We start from the raw sequence: 19,177 nt of genomic DNA, 5'->3' as shown, positions 1-19,177 counted from the left end.
TGAGGGGAGAGAAGTTGGTTTCTCTCAAATACCCTTGTAAATGATTAAAACCCACAGGGAGAATAAATTTCCTGTGGGTTTTAATATACTTTTAAAGTTATTAATGGGTAGCTTTATTTAGACAAGTTCTTTCGGTGCAACGAATTTGCGGTAAGCACCGTGATGTGTTGGTCCTACATATTCGTTAATTTTGAATGAATGACGAATTGCAGCTGTGATGAATTCTTTTGCAGTTTTGACTGCTTCTTTCACAGTTTTTCCTTTTGCAAGCTCTGCTGTAATTGCAGCAGAATATGTACAACCTGCACCGTGTGTATTTGTCGTATCAATCTTTTCGGATTCTAGAAGATCGAATGTTTCGCCGTCATATAACACATCAATAGCAGTTTCTGTGCCTAATTTGCTACCACCTTTAATTAGTACGTATTTAGCACCTAAAGCATGGATTTTCTTTGCAGCTTCTTTCATGTCCTCAAGAGAATTAATTTTCACACCACTTAATTGATATGCTTCAAATAAGTTTGGAGTAACAACTAATGCTTTTGGAACAAGAACGTCACGTAAGCAGTCATTTGTTTCAGGATGTAACGCTTCATCTGCCCCTTTACATACCATAACAGGATCAACTACTACGTTTTTGAAATTGTGCTTTTCAATTGTTTTCGCAACCATTTCAATAATTTCTACCGATCCAAGCATACCTGTTTTTAAAGCATCTACGCCAACGCCTTCAATTGTTGTTTCTAATTGTGGTTTTAATGTAGAAGCTGGGATTGGGAATACGTTATGTGCCCAACCGTTATGTGGATCCATTGTTACGATTGTCGTAAGAGATGTCATTCCGTATACGCCAAGTTCTTGGAATGTTTTTAAATCGGCTTGTATACCAGCACCGCCACTTGTATCAGAACCAGCGATTGTAAGTGCTTTGTTTAATGTCATTAGGAAAGCCCCCTTAGGTGATATAATGAAAACTACGTTTTCACTATTATATCAATGTTACGAATAAGTACAAAGTGAAAAGTAGATGATTTATGTTAAGTACTATTTAAAATCTTGTATGTAGGAGACGAAGGATGTTTCAAGAGAATCGTACAAATGAATTAGTTATATTAAAAGAGATTGCAGAAACGTTGAATACCTCAAATGATACATATCACGTACTTCAGGCTGTGCTGGAAAAATTATTAAATGTAACTGGTTTAACAACAGGGTGGATTTTTCTTGCGGATGAAAACGGTAGATATACGAAGTTAATTGATTATCACTTACCGGAGGCACTGACATTCGAAAATAAACGACCGATGTGCGAAGGGAATTGTTGGTGCCTACACAGCTTTGTGGAAGGGAAATTAGAGCGAGCGGTTAATATTATTGAATGTAAGAGAATAAATAATGCAATTGAATACAACTGGGGAGATACAGAAGGGATTGTACATCATGCGACTGTACCGCTGAAAGCAGGTGAAGACGAATTTGGCGTATTAAATGTGGCTAGCCCAGGTAAAACACATTTTTCAGAAGAAGAATTAGTACTATTACAATCAGTTGCATTTCAAATTGGAACAGCTTTAAAGCGCACAAAATTGTATGAAAATGAAAAGAGAAGAGCTCATTATTATGTAAAGTTAGAACGCTTTATTCAAGCTTTAAGAGCGATTCATAGATTTAATACATTGCCTGAGGAAGTTGTAAAGCAAGTAGGGAGTTTATTTCTATGGGAGCAAGTCGTGTTCTTTATTAGAGAAGAAAATGAACTAACTGTGAGAGCTTCTTATAAGATGGGTGAACTACAAGATGATATGAAGGCGTCAGCACGGGAAGCATTGGAAAAAGAGGAGTCTGTCTTGCTGAAGCGTCAGGTTGGTAATATGGTACATCCTAATAGGGCAGTTATTGCTATTCCAATACATATTCAAAATCATATATTTGGCGTGCTAAGTGTAAGTTCTAATAATGGGGAATTTGATATAAATACGATAGATGTTGTACAAGCGTTAGCAAATCATATTTCATTAATAATAGAGAACTTAAGATTAAATGAGAAACGCCGTGAACTTGTACGAATGGAAGAACGTAATCGATTAGCTAGAGATTTACACGATTCTGTTTCGCAAAAGTTATTTTCATTAACCTTTATGACGAAAGGCGCTGAGGCGGTCTTAAAGGGGCAAAATGAAAAGGTAGATCAGTCTTTGTATGAGATGCGTGGATTAGCACAAGGTGCCTTAAAAGAAATGCGGACATTAATTTGGCAACTTCGTCCAGCGGGATTAGAGAAAGGATTATTACCAGCTTTAAAGCACTACGGTGAAAGTTTAGGATTAAAAATTCGGGAACAAGTTACAGGTGTGCGTGATTTGCCGCGTGTAGTAGAAGAAGCGCTATGGCGAATTGGACAAGAAGCTTTAAATAACGTAAGTAAGCATGCCAATGTAAGCGAAGCGACAATTTATTTCAAAGTGACGGAGAAGAATGTATCATTAGAAATAGTCGATCAAGGAAATGGATTTGTAGAAGAGGATGTAAAAGAGAAAAAATCGCTTGGTATGACTACGATGCATGAAAGAGTAGAATTAGTTGGTGGGACGATTAAAATTGCAAGCAGCAAAAAACGAACAAGTGTAAAAGTAAATGTACCATTATGACGTGAAAATGAGGGAAGTTTGTGAAAATAAAAGTATTGTTAGTTGATGATCATACAGTTGTTTTAAAAGGATTAGCATTTTTTCTAAGTACGCAGGAAGATTTTGAATTAGTTGGGGAAGCGAATAATGGAAAAGAGGCGTTAGTGAAAGTAGGCGAAACGAATCCAGATGTCGTATTAATGGATTTATATATGCCTGAGATGGATGGGATTGAGGCGACAGCTTGCATTAAAAAAGAATATCCAAATGTGAAAGTAATTGTATTAACTAGTTTTTCGGATCAAGCACATGTATTGCCAGCATTAAAAGCTGGGGCAAGTGGCTATATTTTAAAAGATGTAGAACCAGATCAGCTTGTTGAAGCTATTCGAAGTGCGTATAAAGGTAACATTCAATTACATCCCGATATAGCAAATGCTCTTCTCTCTCAAACATTACCTCAAGAAGAGAAAGAGGAAGAATCTTTCGTTCATGTAGATGTACTAACGGCAAGGGAAAATGAAGTATTGCAGCTATTAGCGAAAGGGATGAGTAATAAAGAAATCGCTTCGGTTTTAGTTATTACCGAAAAAACGGTTAAAGCTCATGTAAGTAGTATTTTGAGTAAGTTAAATTTATCCGATCGCACACAAGCAGCATTATATGCAGTGAAAAATGGAATTGTATAAGACTAAAGTCGTAAGACCTAGTTCGCCTTTAGAAGGTGGACTTTTTTTATGGAAAAATACGTCTATGTGAGGACGAAATTGTCTTGATATAAAGATAAAATGTATTTGTAAGCAACAACAATTACAAGGGAGTAACCCTTTTTCGTAAGTAATATATACAACGTAAGAGTGAGTAGTAGGAGGAGAAGAATCATGGCAACAGTTTTATTTGTAAAAGCAAACAACCGCCCAGCGGACCAAGCAGTTAGTGTGAAATTATATGAGGCATTTTTAGCAAGCTATAAAGAAGCACATCCAAATGATACAGTAGTAGAACTTGATTTATATAAAGAAGAATTACCATATGTAGGCGTAGACATGATTAATGGTACATTCAAAGCTGGTAAAGGATTTGATTTAACAGACGAAGAAGCAAAAGCAGTAGCAGTTGCTGATAAGTATTTAAATCAATTCTTAGAAGCTGATAAAGTAGTTTTCGGTTTCCCATTATGGAACTTAACGATTCCAGCCGTATTACACACGTATATTGATTATTTAAACCGTGCTGGTAAAACGTTTAAATATACACCAGAAGGTCCAGTTGGACTTATTGGAGATAAGAAAATTGCGTTATTAAATGCACGTGGCGGCGTATATTCTGAAGGACCAGCAGCTGAAGTAGAAATGGCTGTTAAATATGTAGCAAGCATGATGGGCTTCTTCGGTGCAACAAACATGGAAACAGTAGTTATTGAAGGACATAACCAATTCCCAGATAAAGCAGAAGAGATCATTACAACAGGTCTTGAAGAAGCAGCTAAAGTAGCAAGTAAATTTTAATTAAAATTATAATCGTCACTCGAAAAAACAGCATTAACATAAACGTTAATGCTGTTTTTCATGCTTTAAGTTCATTAGCAAGTTTTTCTAATTGAATTCGATCGTGTATGTAATAGGTGCGCCCTTCTTTTTTTAAATAATTTTGCTGGCAAAACTGGTTTAATACGTATAGAAGATGCCGGTAACTGACGTTTAAGTATTCTGAGGCCTCGGTATGTTTTTCGGTATAGCAATTATTTTGTTCCGTTAATAGAATAAACGCAGCTAATCGATTTTCGAACGGATAACTATAGTTTTTGGCGTAACTTTCTGTTCGGATAATTGTTTTTTCGCCAATAAATTTGCATAGTTTCTGTAAAAAGGTAGCATCTTGCAATAAAAGATGCTGACAATTTTTAAGAGGAAGGGCTAAGCAAATACAATCGTCGATTACCTCAACCGCCTTCGTAACGGATTCTACGTCAATTAATCCTAATTCCCCAATGAACGAAGGTGCTTGAATAAAGTTAATTAAGGAGACCCTCCCGTTTTTGTGACTCATATATATTTTCGCTTTCCCAGAAATTAAGTAATAAAGATAAGGGAAATCAGCACCTTCATTACATATCCTTTCTTTCTTTTGAAAGGAATGTAGTTCGGCATATGGTAAGACATCAAAAGAAAAAAGAGTGTGGAAGTTGTAAGTTTGCATGTAATGAGAGATTTCTTCGCTATTTTTGCTGATTTTCATGTTTTCACCTCATATTTAGTATGAGATATCTCCTATTATTTTTACAAGAAAGAATGATACGATTTATTTAAATTTGTTTTTGTAGAAAAGAGAGTGTGAAGGGCTTATGAAAAAATATAAAACATTGTTGTTTGATGTAGATGATACATTGTTAGATTTCCGGAAGGCGGAGAAAGTGGCATTACGTATGCTTTTTGAAGAGAAAGGGATTCCTCTAACTAGCGAGGTTGAAGCGCATTATAAAAAAATTAATAAAAGTCTTTGGGATGCTTTTGAAGAAGGCGAAATAAACCGTGATGAAGTCGTAAATACACGGTTTTCAATTTTGTTTAAAGAGTATGGTCAAGAAGTAGATGGGATATTATTTGAAAATAATTATCGTAGTTATTTAGAAGAAGGTAATCAACTTATACAAGGGGCCTTTGAATTTATACAAAATATTCAAAGTGAGTATGATTTATATATCGTGACGAATGGTGCTTCAAAAACACAAGATAAGCGTCTGCGTAATGCAGGAATACATTCAAAATTTAAAGATATTTTCGTTTCTGAAGATACGGGCTTCCAAAAGCCAATGAAAGAGTATTTTGATTATGTTTTTGAACGCATTCCTAATTTCGTTTCTGAAGAAGGACTTATTATTGGGGATTCGTTAAGTGCCGATATTAAAGGCGGATATTTGGCGGGAATCGATACTTGTTGGTTTAATCCAGAAAAGAAATCAAATGAAAATGGGATTGTGCCAACGTATGAGGTACATAATTTTGAAGAGTTATACGTACTATTAAAGAAGCTTGTGTAATATAAATAGGCAGTGGAGATTTTGTCCCCACTGCCTATTTATATTAGTTTGTAGCTTCATTATGTTTAGGAAGCGGAAATGCATTACCAATGGCCGCCGCCCCGAGCATTGGTAATAATAAATTGAGCGGGAAAAACATGAGTAATAGTAATGTTATAGCTATTGGTTTTCTTAATGCATAGCTTGAAATAGCTGTCGTTACGATGGCTACAGAAGCTATTGGATCTATAGGGGCAATAGAAGCTATAGCATATCCAATACTTGATCCAGCAAATATAATGGGGAAAATATGTCCGCCACGCCACCCCGTATTTAAACAAACGGCAGTAATGCATAATTTTAAAACTCCTGAAAGAAGTAATACCCAAAAAGATAAATGGCTCCATTCAACGACTAAATCTTTTAACTGATGTTCCCCTGAGAATAATGTATATGGGAGAACTGTTCCTACAATTCCTAATAAAATACCACCGATAATTCCAAGTGATAGTTTGTATTCTCGGAAAGGATGAATTACTTTCTCTAATGTAAACTCTAATTTGAAATAAAGGAAACCGACCATGGCACCGATACTTGCAAGTGGTAGAAAGGCGATCCATTCATTGAGAGAAAGAGAACCTTCTCCAAAATTAACAATAAAAGATCCACGATTATCTAACTTACTAAGCAATAAATAAACGGAAAATCCAGCAAAAGTGGTAGCTAAATATACGATTGCTTTTTTTCCCTTAGAAAACTCAGCAATTTGTTCACCCTCACCCTCATTCTCATTCGGAGCTAAATAACCGAATAATGGTGCATTGAAAATGACACTTAAAGTAGCACCAATTCCAACCTCTGTTAGTTCATTCATGCCCTTTAAAGCGAACTTAAAGCGATCCCCTACCCATGTGCAAAGTCCACCGATAATTCCAACAAGCGCTGCTTCCGGACCTAGACTAGCTCCAAATATTAAAACGATAATCGCGGTTAAAGTAGCTTTATGTACAAAACGGTATTCAATTCGCCCTGTTTTTTTATATTCAGCCATGACTTCCGGCATAAGACGTGGATATGTACCGAAGTATTTTTGTGTTAAACCAACGAGAATACCACCGATTATTGTTACACAAATGGTGTAATAAGGGGGAGAAGAAAATACTTTAGGTAAGTATCCCCAAATAAAGTGGATTCCGAAATTTATTGTAACTAAAAATAGCCAGACTGTAGCTCCTACTATAGAGCCTAGAAGAATGCCATATAGGACGAGTATATAGTTCATGTCCTTTTTATTTGTCATGTTATACCTCCGTTATGTAAGTTTTGATATAGAAAGGGTTAGATATGCTGGTATGAAATGAATTGAATATATATAGTATCTTTTTGAGAGGTCGGCTTATTCAATTTATACAATGCGATTTCATGAGAATTTGAAGTCTGCACGGTTAAAGTGCTTATTTAAGTGTATATAGTGATTCGAGTTTTTGAAAGGTATTTTTCATATGAACATGGAATATATTTCTTTTGTTATTTATATTAAATTTCCGACATTTAATTTAGAACATTCAGAAAAACCATTTGACATCAGGAAATTATTGCTATAAAATCAACGTTAATTGCATAGTCTTATCAAGAAAAGGTGGAGGGACAGGCCCGATGAAACCTTGGCAACAGCCGTATAACGGAATTGTGCCAAATCCTGCAGGTAATAATCCTGAGAGATAAGAAAGAGCCTTTAGAGCGTGTTTTCAAACTGCTCCTTTCTTGTTTTCAGGAAAGGGGCAGTTTTTTTATTTTTCATAAAAGAAAGGAGAACGAGAGATGGGAGAATCATGGGGGAAAGGAACTATTTGTGTGCAAGGTGGCTATACGCCAAAGAATGGTGAACCACGTGTTTTGCCACTTTATCAAAGTACAACGTATAAATACGATACTTCAGATGATTTAGCAGCGCTATTTAATTTGGAGGCAGAGGGATATATATATACGCGTATTGGAAATCCTACGCTAGCTGCATTTGAGCAGAAGTTATCAGATTTAGAGGGCGGTGTAGGGGCTGTTGCAACAGCTTCTGGGCAGGCAGCTATTATGCTCGCAGTTTTAAATATTTGTAGTAGCGGAGACCATTTACTTTGTTCTTCAACAGTTTACGGGGGGACATTTAATTTATTTGGAGTGAGTTTGCGTAAGCTTGGTATTGATGTTACGTTCTTTAATCCAAATTTAACGGCCGATGAAATTGCGGCACTTGCTAACGATAAGACGAAGCTCATTTATGCAGAATCATTAGGAAATCCAGCGATGAACGTTTTAAATTTCAAAGAATTTTCAGCAGCGGCAAAAGAATTAGAAGTACCTTTTATCGTTGATAATACATTAGCGACGCCTTATTTATGCCAAGCGTTTGAACATGGGGCAAATATTATCGTTCATTCTACGACGAAATATATTGATGGTCATGCGAGCTCATTAGGCGGCATTGTTATTGACGGAGGGAACTTTGATTGGACAAATGGAAAATATTCTGAGCTTGTTGAACCTGACCCGAGTTATCACGGCGTAAGTTATGTTCAAAATTTTGGAGCAGCAGCTTATATTGTGAAAGCACGCGTTCAATTATTAAGAGACTATGGAAACTGTATGAGCCCATTCAATGCATATATTAGCAATATTGGCTTGGAAACATTGCATTTACGAATGGAGCGTCATAGTGAAAATGCTCTCGCAGTTGCTAAGTGGCTTGCTAATCATGAACGTATTGAATGGGTGAATTATCCGGGATTAGATAGCAATGAAAATTATTCGTTAGCACAAAAGTATTTGAAAAAAGGTGCTAGTGGTGTTTTAACTTTCGGTATAAAAGGCGGATTAGAAGTGGCAAAAGAATTTATTGCAAGTGTGAAACTGGCAACTCTCGTAACGCATGTAGCTGATGCCAGAACTTGTGTAATACATCCCGCTAGTACGACACACAGACAATTAAGTGCAGAAGCTCAACGTTTAGCTGGTGTTACATCTGATTTAATTCGTTTATCGGTCGGTATAGAAGATGTTTCTGATATTATTGCAGATTTAGAAGCAGCGCTAGTCGGAGGCAAACAACATGCCGATCATAATTGATAAAGACTTACCAGCTCGTAAAGTATTACAAGAAGAAAATATTTTTGTAATGACGAAGGAGCGAGCAGAAACACAAGATATACGTGCTTTGAAAATTGCCATATTAAATTTAATGCCTACAAAGCAAGAAACAGAAGCACAATTACTTCGTTTAATTGGAAATACACCGTTACAATTAGATGTTCATTTATTACATATGGAATCACATCTATCTCGCAATGTAGCACAGGAACATTTAACGAGCTTTTATAAAACTTTCCGTGATATTGAAAACGAAAGATTTGATGGACTCATTATTACAGGAGCACCAGTTGAGACTCTTTCTTTTGAAGAAGTAGATTATTGGGAAGAGCTTGAACGTATTATGGAGTATTCAAAAACGAATGTAACATCTACGCTTCATATTTGCTGGGGAGCACAAGCTGGTTTGTATTATCACTATGGTGTTCCGAAATATCCTCTTGCTGAAAAGATGTTTGGTGTGTTTGAACATGAGGTTCGCGAGCAACATGTGAAATTGTTACAAGGGTTTGATGAATTGTTTTTTGCCCCGCATTCTCGTCATACAGAAGTACGAGAGAGTGATATTGAAAAGGTGAAAGAATTAACGTTATTAGCAAACTCTGAAGAAGCGGGTGTTCATCTTGTTATTGGGCCAGAGGGAAGGCAAGTTTTCGCACTCGGACATAGTGAATATAGCTGTGATACGTTAAAACAAGAATATGAACGAGATAGCCAAAAAGGGTTAAATATTGATGTGCCAAAAAATTATTTTAAACATAATAATCCAGATGAAAAGCCGCTTGTTAGGTGGAGGAGTCATGGGAATTTATTATTCTCTAATTGGTTGAATTATTACGTGTATCAAGAAACCCCTTATCTATTGTAAATAATGATTGTGTAACACGTGGTAGCGTTTTCTTGGTAAAGATTAACCTGGATTTTTCCGAATGTTCAAAATACATTGTTTTTCAGATGTTTTGTTTATATAATGGCATCTAAACACAATTTTTGAGGGGTGGACAGTATTATGAAAGAAATTCAAGTGGGGTTATTAGGTCTTGGGACAGTTGGTAGTGGTGTAGTTCGTATTATTGCAGATCATCAAGAACGACTTATACACCAAGTAGGTTGTCCAGTGAAAGTAACGAAAGTGTTGGTGCAAAATATTGAAAAAGAGAGAGAGGTTGAGGTACCTTCTACTCTATTAACACAAAATGCGAGTGAAATTTTAGATAATCCTAATATTGATGTTGTCATCGAAGTAATGGGTGGAATCGATGATGCAAAAGCATATATTTTACAAGCTTTAAATAGTGGGAAACACGTTGTGACTGCAAATAAAGATCTAATGGCGTTACACGGGGCAGAGTTGCTGGCGGTAGCAAAAGATAACAAGGCTGATTTGTTTTATGAAGCTAGTGTAGCTGGAGGTATTCCGATTTTAAGAAGCATCGTAGAGGGGCTTTCTTCAGATCTTATTACGAAAGTAATGGGAATTGTAAATGGAACGACAAATTTTATTTTGACGAAAATGTCAGACGAAGGGAGAGCATATAACGACGTGTTAAAAGAAGCCCAACAGCTTGGATTTGCAGAAGCAGATCCAACATCAGACGTAGAAGGTTTAGATGCAGCAAGAAAAATGACGATTTTGGCTACTCTCGGTTTCTCTACAAATGTAGAGCTTGGAGATGTGAAGGTAAAAGGAATTACTTCTATTACAGAAGAAGATATTGAATATAGTAAGAGCTTAGGATATACAATTAAATTAATTGGTCTTGCAAAGCGAGATGGCGAGAAATTAGAGGTTACAGTTGAGCCAACTTTACTTCCAAATACACATCCTCTTGCAGCAGTGCAAAATGAATATAATGCTGTCTATGTGTATGGTGAGGCAGTAGGAGAAACGATGTTTTATGGACCGGGAGCAGGAAGCTTACCGACAGCGACAGCTGTTGTTTCTGACCTAGTTGCTGTAATGCAAAATATTAGGTTAGGTGTAAACGGAAATAGTGCCGTATCCCCACAATATAAAAAAGTATTAAAAGAGCCAGATGAAATTGTTGTGAAAAAGTTTTTAAGACTTCATGTCAAAGACGAAATTGGTGTATTTGCAAAAATTACATCTTTGTTCTCTGAGCGCGGTGTTAGCTTTGAAAAGATTATTCAAATGCCACTTGAAGAGAAAGGGAAAGCCGAAATTGTAATTGTAACGCATCGTGCTTCTCTTGCAGATTACGATTACATTCTACATACATTGCAATCGTATGAAGAAATAGAGTGTGTGAAAGCAAACTATCGAATTGAAGGAGATGCTAAGTAGTATTTCCTATAAAAAAACGAAAAAACCTATTAAGCAGCTTGCTTAATAGGTTTTTTTCTATTTAAAATCTGCGTGCCAACTTGTATAAATGCTTGAATAATCCAACCTGTTGTAAAGGATAAGATAATTGTTCCGAAATAGATTGGTCCATCTAATAAGAAGCTTAATGTTAAAAATAAAAGAGCTAATGAAATTTCAGTTCTTCTGAATGTCCATTTTTTCTTCTCGGCAACAGTTAAAACGAAAGCCTCTTGAGGCGCAGCGCAAAGGTTTGTAGAGACGTAAAGACCGATTCCAGCTCCGACGAATAGATTTCCACAAATAAGTGTTATATATTTTGGAAGAGAGCGGATAAAGTCCATAATAGTTGTAATGGAACCAATCCAATCAACAAAAAGAGAAATAAGAATCATCGTTACAATCGTGCCGATTGTAATTTGTTTTTTATCCCAAAAGAGTACGATAAGTGTAAAAACAAAGTTAATCATGAAAATCCAAAAACCAATACTTACCCCGAAATTTTGATATAGTGCAATAAAGAAGGAATCATAAGGGCTAAGTCCAAAGGAAGTAATTGTCGTCATCATATTAATACCGATGGAGAGAATGAGTAAACCGCCAATGAAAAATATATATTCTAATTTGAATTGAAGCATATAGTGTGTATCCTTTCTAAACGTATTTGCTAGGAAAGGATATATTGTGGAAAGCTTACCAGGTCAAGTAAGAATTTTTACGAAAAGGGGAGAATGAGATGACTAATATAAGAAAGATCGCTGAACTTGCTGGGGTATCTGTTTCAACTGTTTCACGTGTACTTAATGATCATCCGTATGTAAATGAGCAGAAACGAAAAGAAATTTTAAAGATTATAGAAGAATTAAATTATACGCAAAATGTAAATGCTATTCATTTAGTGAAAGGGAAAACAAATGTAATTGGTGTTTTATTACCGCACGTAAATGATCAATATTATAGTGCTATTATTGAGGGTATATCAAAAGAAACCGCGAAGAACAATTATAATATGATGCTTTGCCAAACGAATTATAGTGAAGAAAAAGAGTTGGAAATTTTACATATGTTGAAAATGAAAAAACTTGATGGAGTAATTATATGTTCAAGAACAAATAGTAAGGACAAACTTGAAGAGTATACGAAATTTGGTCCGATTGTTATGTGTGAGGAAATAGATTCAAATTTTATTTCGAGTGTACATATTGATTACTATAAAGTGTTTTCACAAGGGATGAAAAGCTTAATAGACGCAGGGCATACGCGTATTGGATATTGTATTGGAAGAAGTAATAGCATTAATAGTCAAAGAAGAAAACAAGCGTATGAGGATTCACTTCAACAGATTGCTGTAACACCGTTAGAAGCCTGGAAGTTTAAAGGGTGTTTTACGGTGGAAGATGGGCGTGATGTAGTGCGAGAGTGGGCTCATATTCCTGTAAAACCGACGGCGTTTCTCGTATCTTGCAACCATATTGCTGCAGGTATGGTAACGGAGGCGAAAAAACAAGGAATTCGTATTCCAGGGGATATTACGATTATCGGATGTGATGATCAAGAGGTGGCAGATATATTAGGTATTACGACGATTTCACATTCCAGTAAAAACGTTGGTGTAAAAGCATTTGAACTATTATATGAAAAGATTAATGATGAAGAAATAGATGTGAAACATGTAGAGTTATTACCTAAATTGGTAGATAGGGAAACGACGGAATAGAGAAGGGGTGAAAATCGCTTTTCAAAAATTCGTTTGGTATAATTATGGACAATCTATGAGGGCTAAAAGGGGTTTTGATATGAGATCAAAATTAGTAAAAGTAATTCTGCTTATTACAATTGCGTCTTTCTGTTTATTTGCATACGGTTTTGTTTCAGGTGTGAATGATGTATTAAATCCGAAGGCTTCAAAATTAATTACGAAAACTGACGTAGTGGAGAAAGAAAAGAAGAAAAATGGAACGTTACAAATAGTTAGCTTAGGTGATTCGTTAACGCGCGGCGTTGGTGATAAAGAAGGAATTGGCTATATTGGACGAATGAAAGAAGATTTACAAAAAGATTATAAACAAAAAGTTGCACTAACCAACTTAGCAGTTAGTGGTGCGAAAATGCCTGATTTATTAAAACAAATTGAAAGCAGCGGCGCTCAATATTCAATTAAGCAAGCCGATGTAATTGTTTTAACAATTGGAGGAAATGATTTATTCCCAGGATGGGAATCGCTCGGAAAGATAGATTTAGAGACGTATCGTCCTGATACTGAAACGTTTCAAAATGAAGCAAAGAAAATTATAGAAGAAATTCGTAAATTAAATACAGATAGCCCTATTTTTTGGTTAGGTTTATACAATCCTTTTGAGGATGTAGAAGATTTAAAAGGGTCATCGAATATAGTTGTTGATTGGAATGCTTCTTTAGAGAAGTTAGCATTAAATGATAAAAATGTATATATTACACCTACATTCGATTTATTCCAAAATCGTGGAAAAGATTTATTATACTCCGATCATTTTCATCCGAATGAAGTAGGTTACACATATATGGCAGAGCGATTAATCCAAAATGTTGTAAGTAAATTAAAACTAGAACAAGGAGGGATAAAATGACGACGATACTTTCCGTACGAGACGTGAAGAAGGTAATTGGAAAGAAAACGCTGGTAGAAAACATTTCGTTTGATGTAAAGCAAGGGGAAGTTTTCGGCTTCTTAGGACCAAACGGAGCTGGAAAAACAACAACTATTCGAATGTTAGTCGGACTTATTAAAGCGACAGAAGGTACTATATCTGTTGGTGGTTATTCTATTAAGGAAAATTTCAGAGAAGCGATGCGTCAAATTGGAAGTATCGTTGAAAACCCAGAGCTTTATACATATTTAACTGGATGGGAAAACTTAAAGCAATTTGCGCGTATGCTTGGTGATATACCCGACGAACGTATTAGTGAAATTGCGAAAATGGTTCATTTAGACGAGCGTATTCACGATAAGGTAAAAACATATTCCCTCGGTATGAAGCAGCGTCTCGGAATTGCACAGGCGCTTCTTGGAAATCCGAAATTACTTATATTAGATGAACCGACGAACGGTTTAGATCCAGCTGGAATTAGAGAACTGCGAGAATTTATACATAAGCTTGTAAAAGAAGAGAACATGAGTGTATTTATTTCGAGTCACCTATTAAGTGAAGTACAAATGATATGCGACCGTGTCGCTATTATTCATAAAGGGAAAATGATAACAGTTGCACCTATAGAAGAATTGATCAAAACGGCGAGTGATCGTGTAGAGTGGGTTGTTACACCGATTTCCAAGGCGAAAGACATGCTAGATGCCGCTGAGGAAATAGGGGAAGTTAGTATAGAAGATGAGCGTTTACTATGTCGTATGGATGTTACGTCTATTAATTTTTGGAATAAGCGTTTTGTAGAAAACGGGATAGATGTACATAGCGTTAAAGAGCTCGTATTTACGTTAGAAGATTTATTTATTGAACTCACAAGGGGTGAGCAACATGCGTGAATTTGCGAATCTAGTTTTAAACGAATCAGAAAAGATTTACCGTAAGAAACGTATTTTCGTTGTCATGCTTATTTTAGCAATTTTGATTCCACTTTTTGTGTACGCCCAGTATCGTGAAATAGAAACAACGCAAAAAAGACTCGGCACAACTGATTGGAAAGTATCGTTGCAACAACAAATTGTTGATTCTCAGAACCGTTTGAACAACTCAAGGTTGCCAGAAGAATGGCGTGATTGGTTAAAGGTGAGGGTGGAACAGCAACAATATTATTTGGATCATGATATTAATCCGACTGCACCAGGAGCCCCGACATTTGTGAGGGCGTTTATTGAACAAGGAATAACGTTATTTATTCCATTGCTCGTTATGATTGTCGCAATTGATATCGTTTCAGGAGAACGAAGTGATGGTACGATGAAAATGCTTCTTACAAGGCCGATTCGGCGCTGGAAAATACTCCTTAGTAAATATGTGACGATGTTATTTTTCATTTCGCTCATCTTGCTTCTTGTCGGTGTGTTTGCTTACGCATTATCGGGGCTTGTATTTGGATACTCAGGATGGAATTTGCCTGTTTTAACAGGATTCGTTATTGATAAGGAGACATTAAATACGAATTTTGTACATCTTATCCCGCAGTGGCAATACATATTAATGGCGTACGGACTAGCTTGGTTTGTTGCTATTGTGGTAGGAACTATATCATTTATGGTTTCTGTGTTAATTCGAAATACACCAGCTGGTATGGGCGTTATGTTAGCTGCATTAATTGCTGGCGGAATTTTGAGTTCTTTTGCAACGTCTTGGGAAGGTGCGAAATATATTTTTAGTGTCAACTTATCGCTAACGGATTATTTATCAGGAAAACTGCCTGCATTACAAGGGTTATCAATGGGGTTTTCCTTAATGAATTTAACCGTATGGGCAGTAGTTTCCCTTATTATTTCTTTCGTAGTATTTACAAAACAAGATATGGTGAATTAATTGGATAGGAAGTGAAGGTATGAAAAATATTTTACAGAATGATTGGGGTTCATTACTGGCATCAGAATTTGAAAAGGAATATTATCAAACATTAGCCGGATTTTTGGAAGAAGAGTACAGTACGCATGTTATTTATCCAAAGATAGAAGACATTTTTAACGCTCTGCAGTATACAAGTTATGAAAATACAAAGGTTGTTATTTTAGGACAAGATCCGTATCACGGACCGAATCAAGCGCATGGTTTAAGCTTTTCTGTACAACCGGGTATAAAAACACCGCCATCGCTGTTAAATATGTATAAAGAACTGCGAGATGAATATGGCTATGAAATTCCGAATAATGGTTATTTAGTAAAGTGGGCAGAGCAAGGAGTATTATTATTAAATACTGTATTAACAGTTCGCCAAGGTGAGGCAAATTCTCATAAAGGGAAAGGATGGGAGCATTTCACAGATCGCGTGATTGAACTGCTAAATGAACGTGAAAAGCCAGTTATTTTCATATTGTGGGGACGCCATGCACAGGCGAAGAAAAAGTTAATTACGAATACGAATCATCATATTATTGAATCCGTACATCCAAGTCCATTATCAGCAAGACGTGGTTTCTTTGGAAGTAAGCCGTACTCTAAAGTAAATGAGATTTTATCTAATAGGGATGAAAAAGAAATCGATTGGCAAATTCCAAATATATAAACGCTAAAAAGGTAGCTAACAATTGTTAACTACCTTTTTACTATTACTGTTCATTTTTAAGTTTTGCATCTAGTACAAAAGTGCCGAATGGGATAACTGATGCAGCAAGTGCGCCAAGTGCCCATAAAATTGATTTACGGTGTACGATTGTTACTTGAATTACCGCAAAGATGAATAGTATGAATAAGACACCATGAGCCATACCTGTAATTTTAACAGCTGTTGCAAACCCCGCGAAATATTTTAACGGCATTGCTACAAATAATAGTAATAGGAAAGAAATCCCCTCAATTAAGCCGATTGCTCTTAATCGTCCGATTGGTGTAGATAACATGAAATAGCCTCCTTTAACGTATGCTTGTATATAGTAAATTTGTATTCTTTTTCAAAATGAAATAGTCTATTTTGTTCCATTATATACAAAAAGAAAGTTTACACTACGAGAATAGTGCAAAGTTCAAAATATAGTCACAAAAGCATGGCAATTTAAACAAAAACCTATTTGAAGTATTTGACTTCAAATAGGTTTTATGAATGAAAATATTATACAAGCGCTTCGCTTTTTAGTACGAATTTCTCTACAACTTTTGCAACGCCATCGTTCATATTTGTATCTGTAACATAGTTTGCAATTTCTTTAATATCATCTGGTGCATTGCCCATTGCAACGCCAAGACCAGCGAATTCAATCATCGCTTGGTCGTTATAGCTATCACCCATTGCGATTACTTCTTCGCGTTTAATGCCAAGTGTTTGGATTAGTTGGTTTAGGCTCGTTCCCTTCGTAACACCATGCTCAGTAAATTCTAAGAAGAATGGTTTTGAGCGCATAACGCTTAATTGACCTTCTAGTTGTTTTTGTAGTTTCTTTTCTACCTCAACAAGGCGTTCAGCCTCTTTATTCATTAATACTTTTACTACAGGTTCTTTGACTGCAGCCTTGAAATTATCAACTTCAATAATTGGCATACCAGTAATTTCGCCCTCAATTTCAGTATAAGGATTATTTTCTTCTGTTACGATATCATCGCCAATATAAGTATGAATCCAAACGTCTTCATCTTTACTAATTTCAAATAGGTTGTGAACGATTTCAGGAGATAGAGTACTACTAAAGATTTCTTCATTTGTTTTACAGTTAATAATTTTTGCGCCGTTAAAAGATAGAATAAAGCTACCGTATTCTTCTAAACGAAGCTCTTTCGCGACGTTGCGCATACCAAACGTTGGACGCCCAGAAGCAAGTACAACTTTAACTCCTTGCTCTTGTGCTGTCATTAAAGCCTCTTTCGTACGAGGTGAAATTGTATGGTCATCGCGTAATAAAGTATCATCTAAATCTAAAACAATCATTTTATAAGTCATATGGAAGATTCCTTTCTTTGTTTAAATAGAAATAAATTTTTATGAAGGTATTGGGGAATATATAGTAAGACATCGAACCTCTTCACATGAAATCAGGTGAAGTTCTGCATTGTTAGTATAAATTATCATGAGCGTGTTGCCCATGATAATTTATTATTATCGTAACAACTCTAAAGGTAGAGTGCAATAATGGAAGTTTTCCAATTTACGATAGTTGTTTTTCGTTAGAACGAGAAAATAGTATTTCCAGTAAGATAGCCATTACAGCTCCAAGAACAAGGCCATTACTCAAAAATGATGCTAAAAATGGTGGTAGTGTAGAAAAAGCTCCTGCTGGAACGAACATAACTCCGATTCCTGTAAAGATTGAAAGACCTGCTACTTTAAATAATTGTTCTTTATTTTGTACAGTGTCATATTCGCGAAAAGCGAGACCAATCATGCTTGCAAATACAGGATAAATTGCAGCATATCCAACTGCGACAGGGATTGCTGCAAAGAATGAAGTAATCTTTGGGAATATACTAACAAGAATAATAAAGCTTGACCCTAACATAAATGGGAGGCGTTTATAAATATTAGTCGTTGCGATAAACCCTGCTGATCCAGAAATGGCAACAGGACCAATGGCTGAAAATAGACCACCTAGTAATTGATTTATTCCTGTTATAATGCCAGCTTGTTTGAAGCGGTCTGAAGCGGCATCTTCTTCATACTTAGAAACAACCTTTTGTACAACGCGAATACTTGCTAACATATTTGTTAGAAGTAGTAGCGTGACGAAAACTACTGTAATTGCCATGTTCCATTCAATGCGGGGCATCCCGAAAACAAATAGCGATGGAAGACGAATTATATCTGTCACAGGTGTTACTGGATTAGATAATCCGAAGCACGCGAATAATATCCAGCCGCAGACGATACTGAGAAGAACGGAATATTGTCCAATAATAGGTAGCTTCATAATGAAAAAAGATAGTAAAATAACAATGAGTGAAAGAATAAATACCTTTGGCTGTACTTCTGTATGTTGTCCATCAAGGCCAAACATGCCTTTTAAGAAGGAGCCACTAAGTTGTGCGACAAGAAGGAATAAATACGTTCCAATTACTGTCGGTGTAAAGTAACGAACTAGTTTATCAATAAGTCCAAAAACACTAAGAATAATACAAATGATGCCACTTAATAGGAAAGCGTACTGAAGGACCTTAAGTGTTTCATTACTTGATCCAAATAATACGACACCTAAGCTTGCATAAAGGGAGAAAATTCCCCACCAAAGGCCTGCAGGGCCTTCTTGAATAGGAAGTTTGTGACCGAATATAGCCTGTAAGAGACCGGCAAAACCGAGAACAAATAATGTCCTTTGTACAAACGCGATAGCTTCAGCACCATCAAGACCGTAACTAGTTGCGACACTAATTGGTACAATAAGACTTCCAGCTAAAATAAATAGTGCCCATTGTAAGGCAGAAAGAAATAGCTTCATTAATATCAACC

The 19,177-nt window shown here is 36.0% G+C and carries 19 protein-coding genes and 1 riboswitch; of the genes, 12 read left to right on the top strand and 7 right to left on the bottom strand.

Annotated elements, in window-relative coordinates:
• Window positions 1-117: 117 nt before the first annotated feature.
• Window positions 118-942: a pyridoxine/pyridoxal/pyridoxamine kinase gene (gene pdxK / locus MR109_RS07550; RefSeq protein ID WP_002174443.1), complete on the bottom strand. Its 825-nt coding sequence runs from the start codon at window positions 940-942 to the stop codon at window positions 118-120.
• Between the two features lie 134 nt (window positions 943-1,076).
• Between pdxK and MR109_RS07545 the strand changes: the two genes are divergently transcribed.
• The 3 genes from MR109_RS07545 (at window position 1,077) to MR109_RS07535 (ending at window position 4,135) form a co-directional block, all read left to right on the top strand.
• Window positions 1,077-2,648, top strand: a complete 1,572-nt coding sequence (locus MR109_RS07545; RefSeq protein WP_242271574.1) for a GAF domain-containing sensor histidine kinase — start codon at window positions 1,077-1,079, stop codon at window positions 2,646-2,648.
• 20 nt (window positions 2,649-2,668) lie between these two features.
• A complete protein-coding gene (locus MR109_RS07540) occupies window positions 2,669-3,316 on the top strand; it encodes a response regulator (protein WP_025146989.1) in 648 nt (215 codons plus the stop codon).
• A gap of 192 nt (window positions 3,317-3,508) precedes the next feature.
• A complete protein-coding gene (locus tag MR109_RS07535) occupies window positions 3,509-4,135 on the top strand; it encodes an FMN-dependent NADH-azoreductase (protein WP_071719632.1) in 627 nt (208 codons plus the stop codon).
• Window positions 4,136-4,193: 58 nt separating this feature from the next.
• On the opposite strand, the gene MR109_RS07530 is transcribed toward MR109_RS07535, so the two are convergent.
• Window positions 4,194-4,865 carry a transcriptional regulator YeiL gene (locus tag MR109_RS07530; RefSeq protein ID WP_071719633.1) on the bottom strand — a complete coding sequence of 224 codons (672 nt, stop codon included), beginning with the start codon at window positions 4,863-4,865 and terminating at the stop codon, window positions 4,194-4,196.
• 106 nt (window positions 4,866-4,971) lie between these two features.
• Between MR109_RS07530 and MR109_RS07525 the strand changes: the two genes are divergently transcribed.
• Window positions 4,972-5,667: a YjjG family noncanonical pyrimidine nucleotidase gene (locus MR109_RS07525; protein WP_242271573.1), complete on the top strand. Its 696-nt coding sequence runs from the start codon at window positions 4,972-4,974 to the stop codon at window positions 5,665-5,667.
• A gap of 43 nt (window positions 5,668-5,710) precedes the next feature.
• Here MR109_RS07525 and MR109_RS07520 read toward each other — a convergent pair whose 3' ends face one another.
• Window positions 5,711-6,946, bottom strand: a complete 1,236-nt coding sequence (locus MR109_RS07520) for a chloride channel protein (RefSeq protein WP_098473515.1) — start codon at window positions 6,944-6,946, stop codon at window positions 5,711-5,713.
• A gap of 323 nt (window positions 6,947-7,269) precedes the next feature.
• A riboswitch (SAM riboswitch) is annotated at window positions 7,270-7,374 on the top strand.
• Window positions 7,375-7,467: 93 nt separating this feature from the next.
• Between MR109_RS07520 and MR109_RS07515 the strand changes: the two genes are divergently transcribed.
• The 3 genes from MR109_RS07515 to MR109_RS07505 all read left to right on the top strand — a co-directional run bounded on the left by MR109_RS07515 (window position 7,468) and on the right by MR109_RS07505 (window position 11,092).
• Window positions 7,468-8,766, top strand: coding sequence for a bifunctional O-acetylhomoserine aminocarboxypropyltransferase/cysteine synthase (locus MR109_RS07515; RefSeq protein WP_098303676.1), 1,299 nt, complete (start codon window positions 7,468-7,470; stop codon window positions 8,764-8,766).
• Window positions 8,750-9,655, top strand: a complete 906-nt coding sequence (gene metA / locus MR109_RS07510; RefSeq protein ID WP_048374948.1) for a homoserine O-acetyltransferase MetA — start codon at window positions 8,750-8,752, stop codon at window positions 9,653-9,655. The genes MR109_RS07515 and metA overlap by 17 nt, the downstream gene beginning before the upstream one ends.
• Window positions 9,656-9,796: 141 nt before the next feature.
• Window positions 9,797-11,092, top strand: coding sequence for a homoserine dehydrogenase (locus tag MR109_RS07505; protein WP_242271572.1), 1,296 nt, complete (start codon window positions 9,797-9,799; stop codon window positions 11,090-11,092).
• Between the two features lie 29 nt (window positions 11,093-11,121).
• Here the strand turns inward: MR109_RS07505 and MR109_RS07500 are convergent, their stop codons facing one another.
• Window positions 11,122-11,748: a YczE/YyaS/YitT family protein gene (locus tag MR109_RS07500; RefSeq protein ID WP_048374946.1), complete on the bottom strand. Its 627-nt coding sequence runs from the start codon at window positions 11,746-11,748 to the stop codon at window positions 11,122-11,124.
• Window positions 11,749-11,846: 98 nt separating this feature from the next.
• Here MR109_RS07500 and MR109_RS07495 point away from each other — a divergent pair, with 98 nt between their 5' ends.
• Genes MR109_RS07495 through MR109_RS07475 form a run of 5 tightly spaced genes read left to right on the top strand, consistent with a single transcriptional unit; the run spans window position 11,847 to window position 16,312 of the window.
• Complete coding sequence (locus MR109_RS07495; protein WP_048374944.1) at window positions 11,847-12,827, top strand: LacI family DNA-binding transcriptional regulator; 981 nt, start codon at window positions 11,847-11,849, stop codon at window positions 12,825-12,827.
• Between the two features lie 7 nt (window positions 12,828-12,834).
• Window positions 12,835-13,716, top strand: coding sequence for an SGNH/GDSL hydrolase family protein (locus MR109_RS07490; RefSeq protein ID WP_141548796.1), 882 nt, complete (start codon window positions 12,835-12,837; stop codon window positions 13,714-13,716).
• Window positions 13,713-14,630: an ABC transporter ATP-binding protein gene (locus MR109_RS07485; protein ID WP_242271570.1), complete on the top strand. Its 918-nt coding sequence runs from the start codon at window positions 13,713-13,715 to the stop codon at window positions 14,628-14,630. Before MR109_RS07490 ends, MR109_RS07485 begins: the two co-directional genes overlap by 4 nt.
• Window positions 14,623-15,615 carry an ABC transporter permease gene (locus tag MR109_RS07480; protein WP_002174429.1) on the top strand — a complete coding sequence of 331 codons (993 nt, stop codon included), beginning with the start codon at window positions 14,623-14,625 and terminating at the stop codon, window positions 15,613-15,615. The genes MR109_RS07485 and MR109_RS07480 overlap by 8 nt, the downstream gene beginning before the upstream one ends.
• Window positions 15,616-15,634: 19 nt before the next feature.
• Complete coding sequence (locus MR109_RS07475; RefSeq protein WP_242271569.1) at window positions 15,635-16,312, top strand: uracil-DNA glycosylase; 678 nt, start codon at window positions 15,635-15,637, stop codon at window positions 16,310-16,312.
• 43 nt (window positions 16,313-16,355) lie between these two features.
• Here the strand turns inward: MR109_RS07475 and MR109_RS07470 are convergent, their stop codons facing one another.
• From MR109_RS07470 to MR109_RS07460, 3 genes are all read right to left on the bottom strand, one after another.
• Window positions 16,356-16,646 (bottom strand): DUF3817 domain-containing protein, encoded by a 291-nt coding sequence (locus MR109_RS07470; RefSeq protein ID WP_002174427.1) that lies wholly within the window; start codon window positions 16,644-16,646, stop codon window positions 16,356-16,358.
• A 209-nt stretch (window positions 16,647-16,855) separates the two neighbouring features.
• On the bottom strand, window positions 16,856-17,677 hold the full coding sequence (locus MR109_RS07465; RefSeq protein WP_025147002.1) for a Cof-type HAD-IIB family hydrolase: 822 nt from the start codon (window positions 17,675-17,677) through the stop codon (window positions 16,856-16,858).
• A 205-nt stretch (window positions 17,678-17,882) separates the two neighbouring features.
• Window positions 17,883-19,166, bottom strand: a complete 1,284-nt coding sequence (locus MR109_RS07460; protein WP_242271561.1) for a purine/pyrimidine permease — start codon at window positions 19,164-19,166, stop codon at window positions 17,883-17,885.
• Window positions 19,167-19,177: the final 11 nt, after the last annotated feature.

This window comes from Bacillus cereus group sp. BfR-BA-01310, from assembly GCF_022664325.1.
GTDB lineage: Bacteria > Bacillota > Bacilli > Bacillales > Bacillaceae_G > Bacillus_A > Bacillus_A paramycoides.
This window is presented reverse-complemented; position numbering and strand designations above follow the sequence as displayed.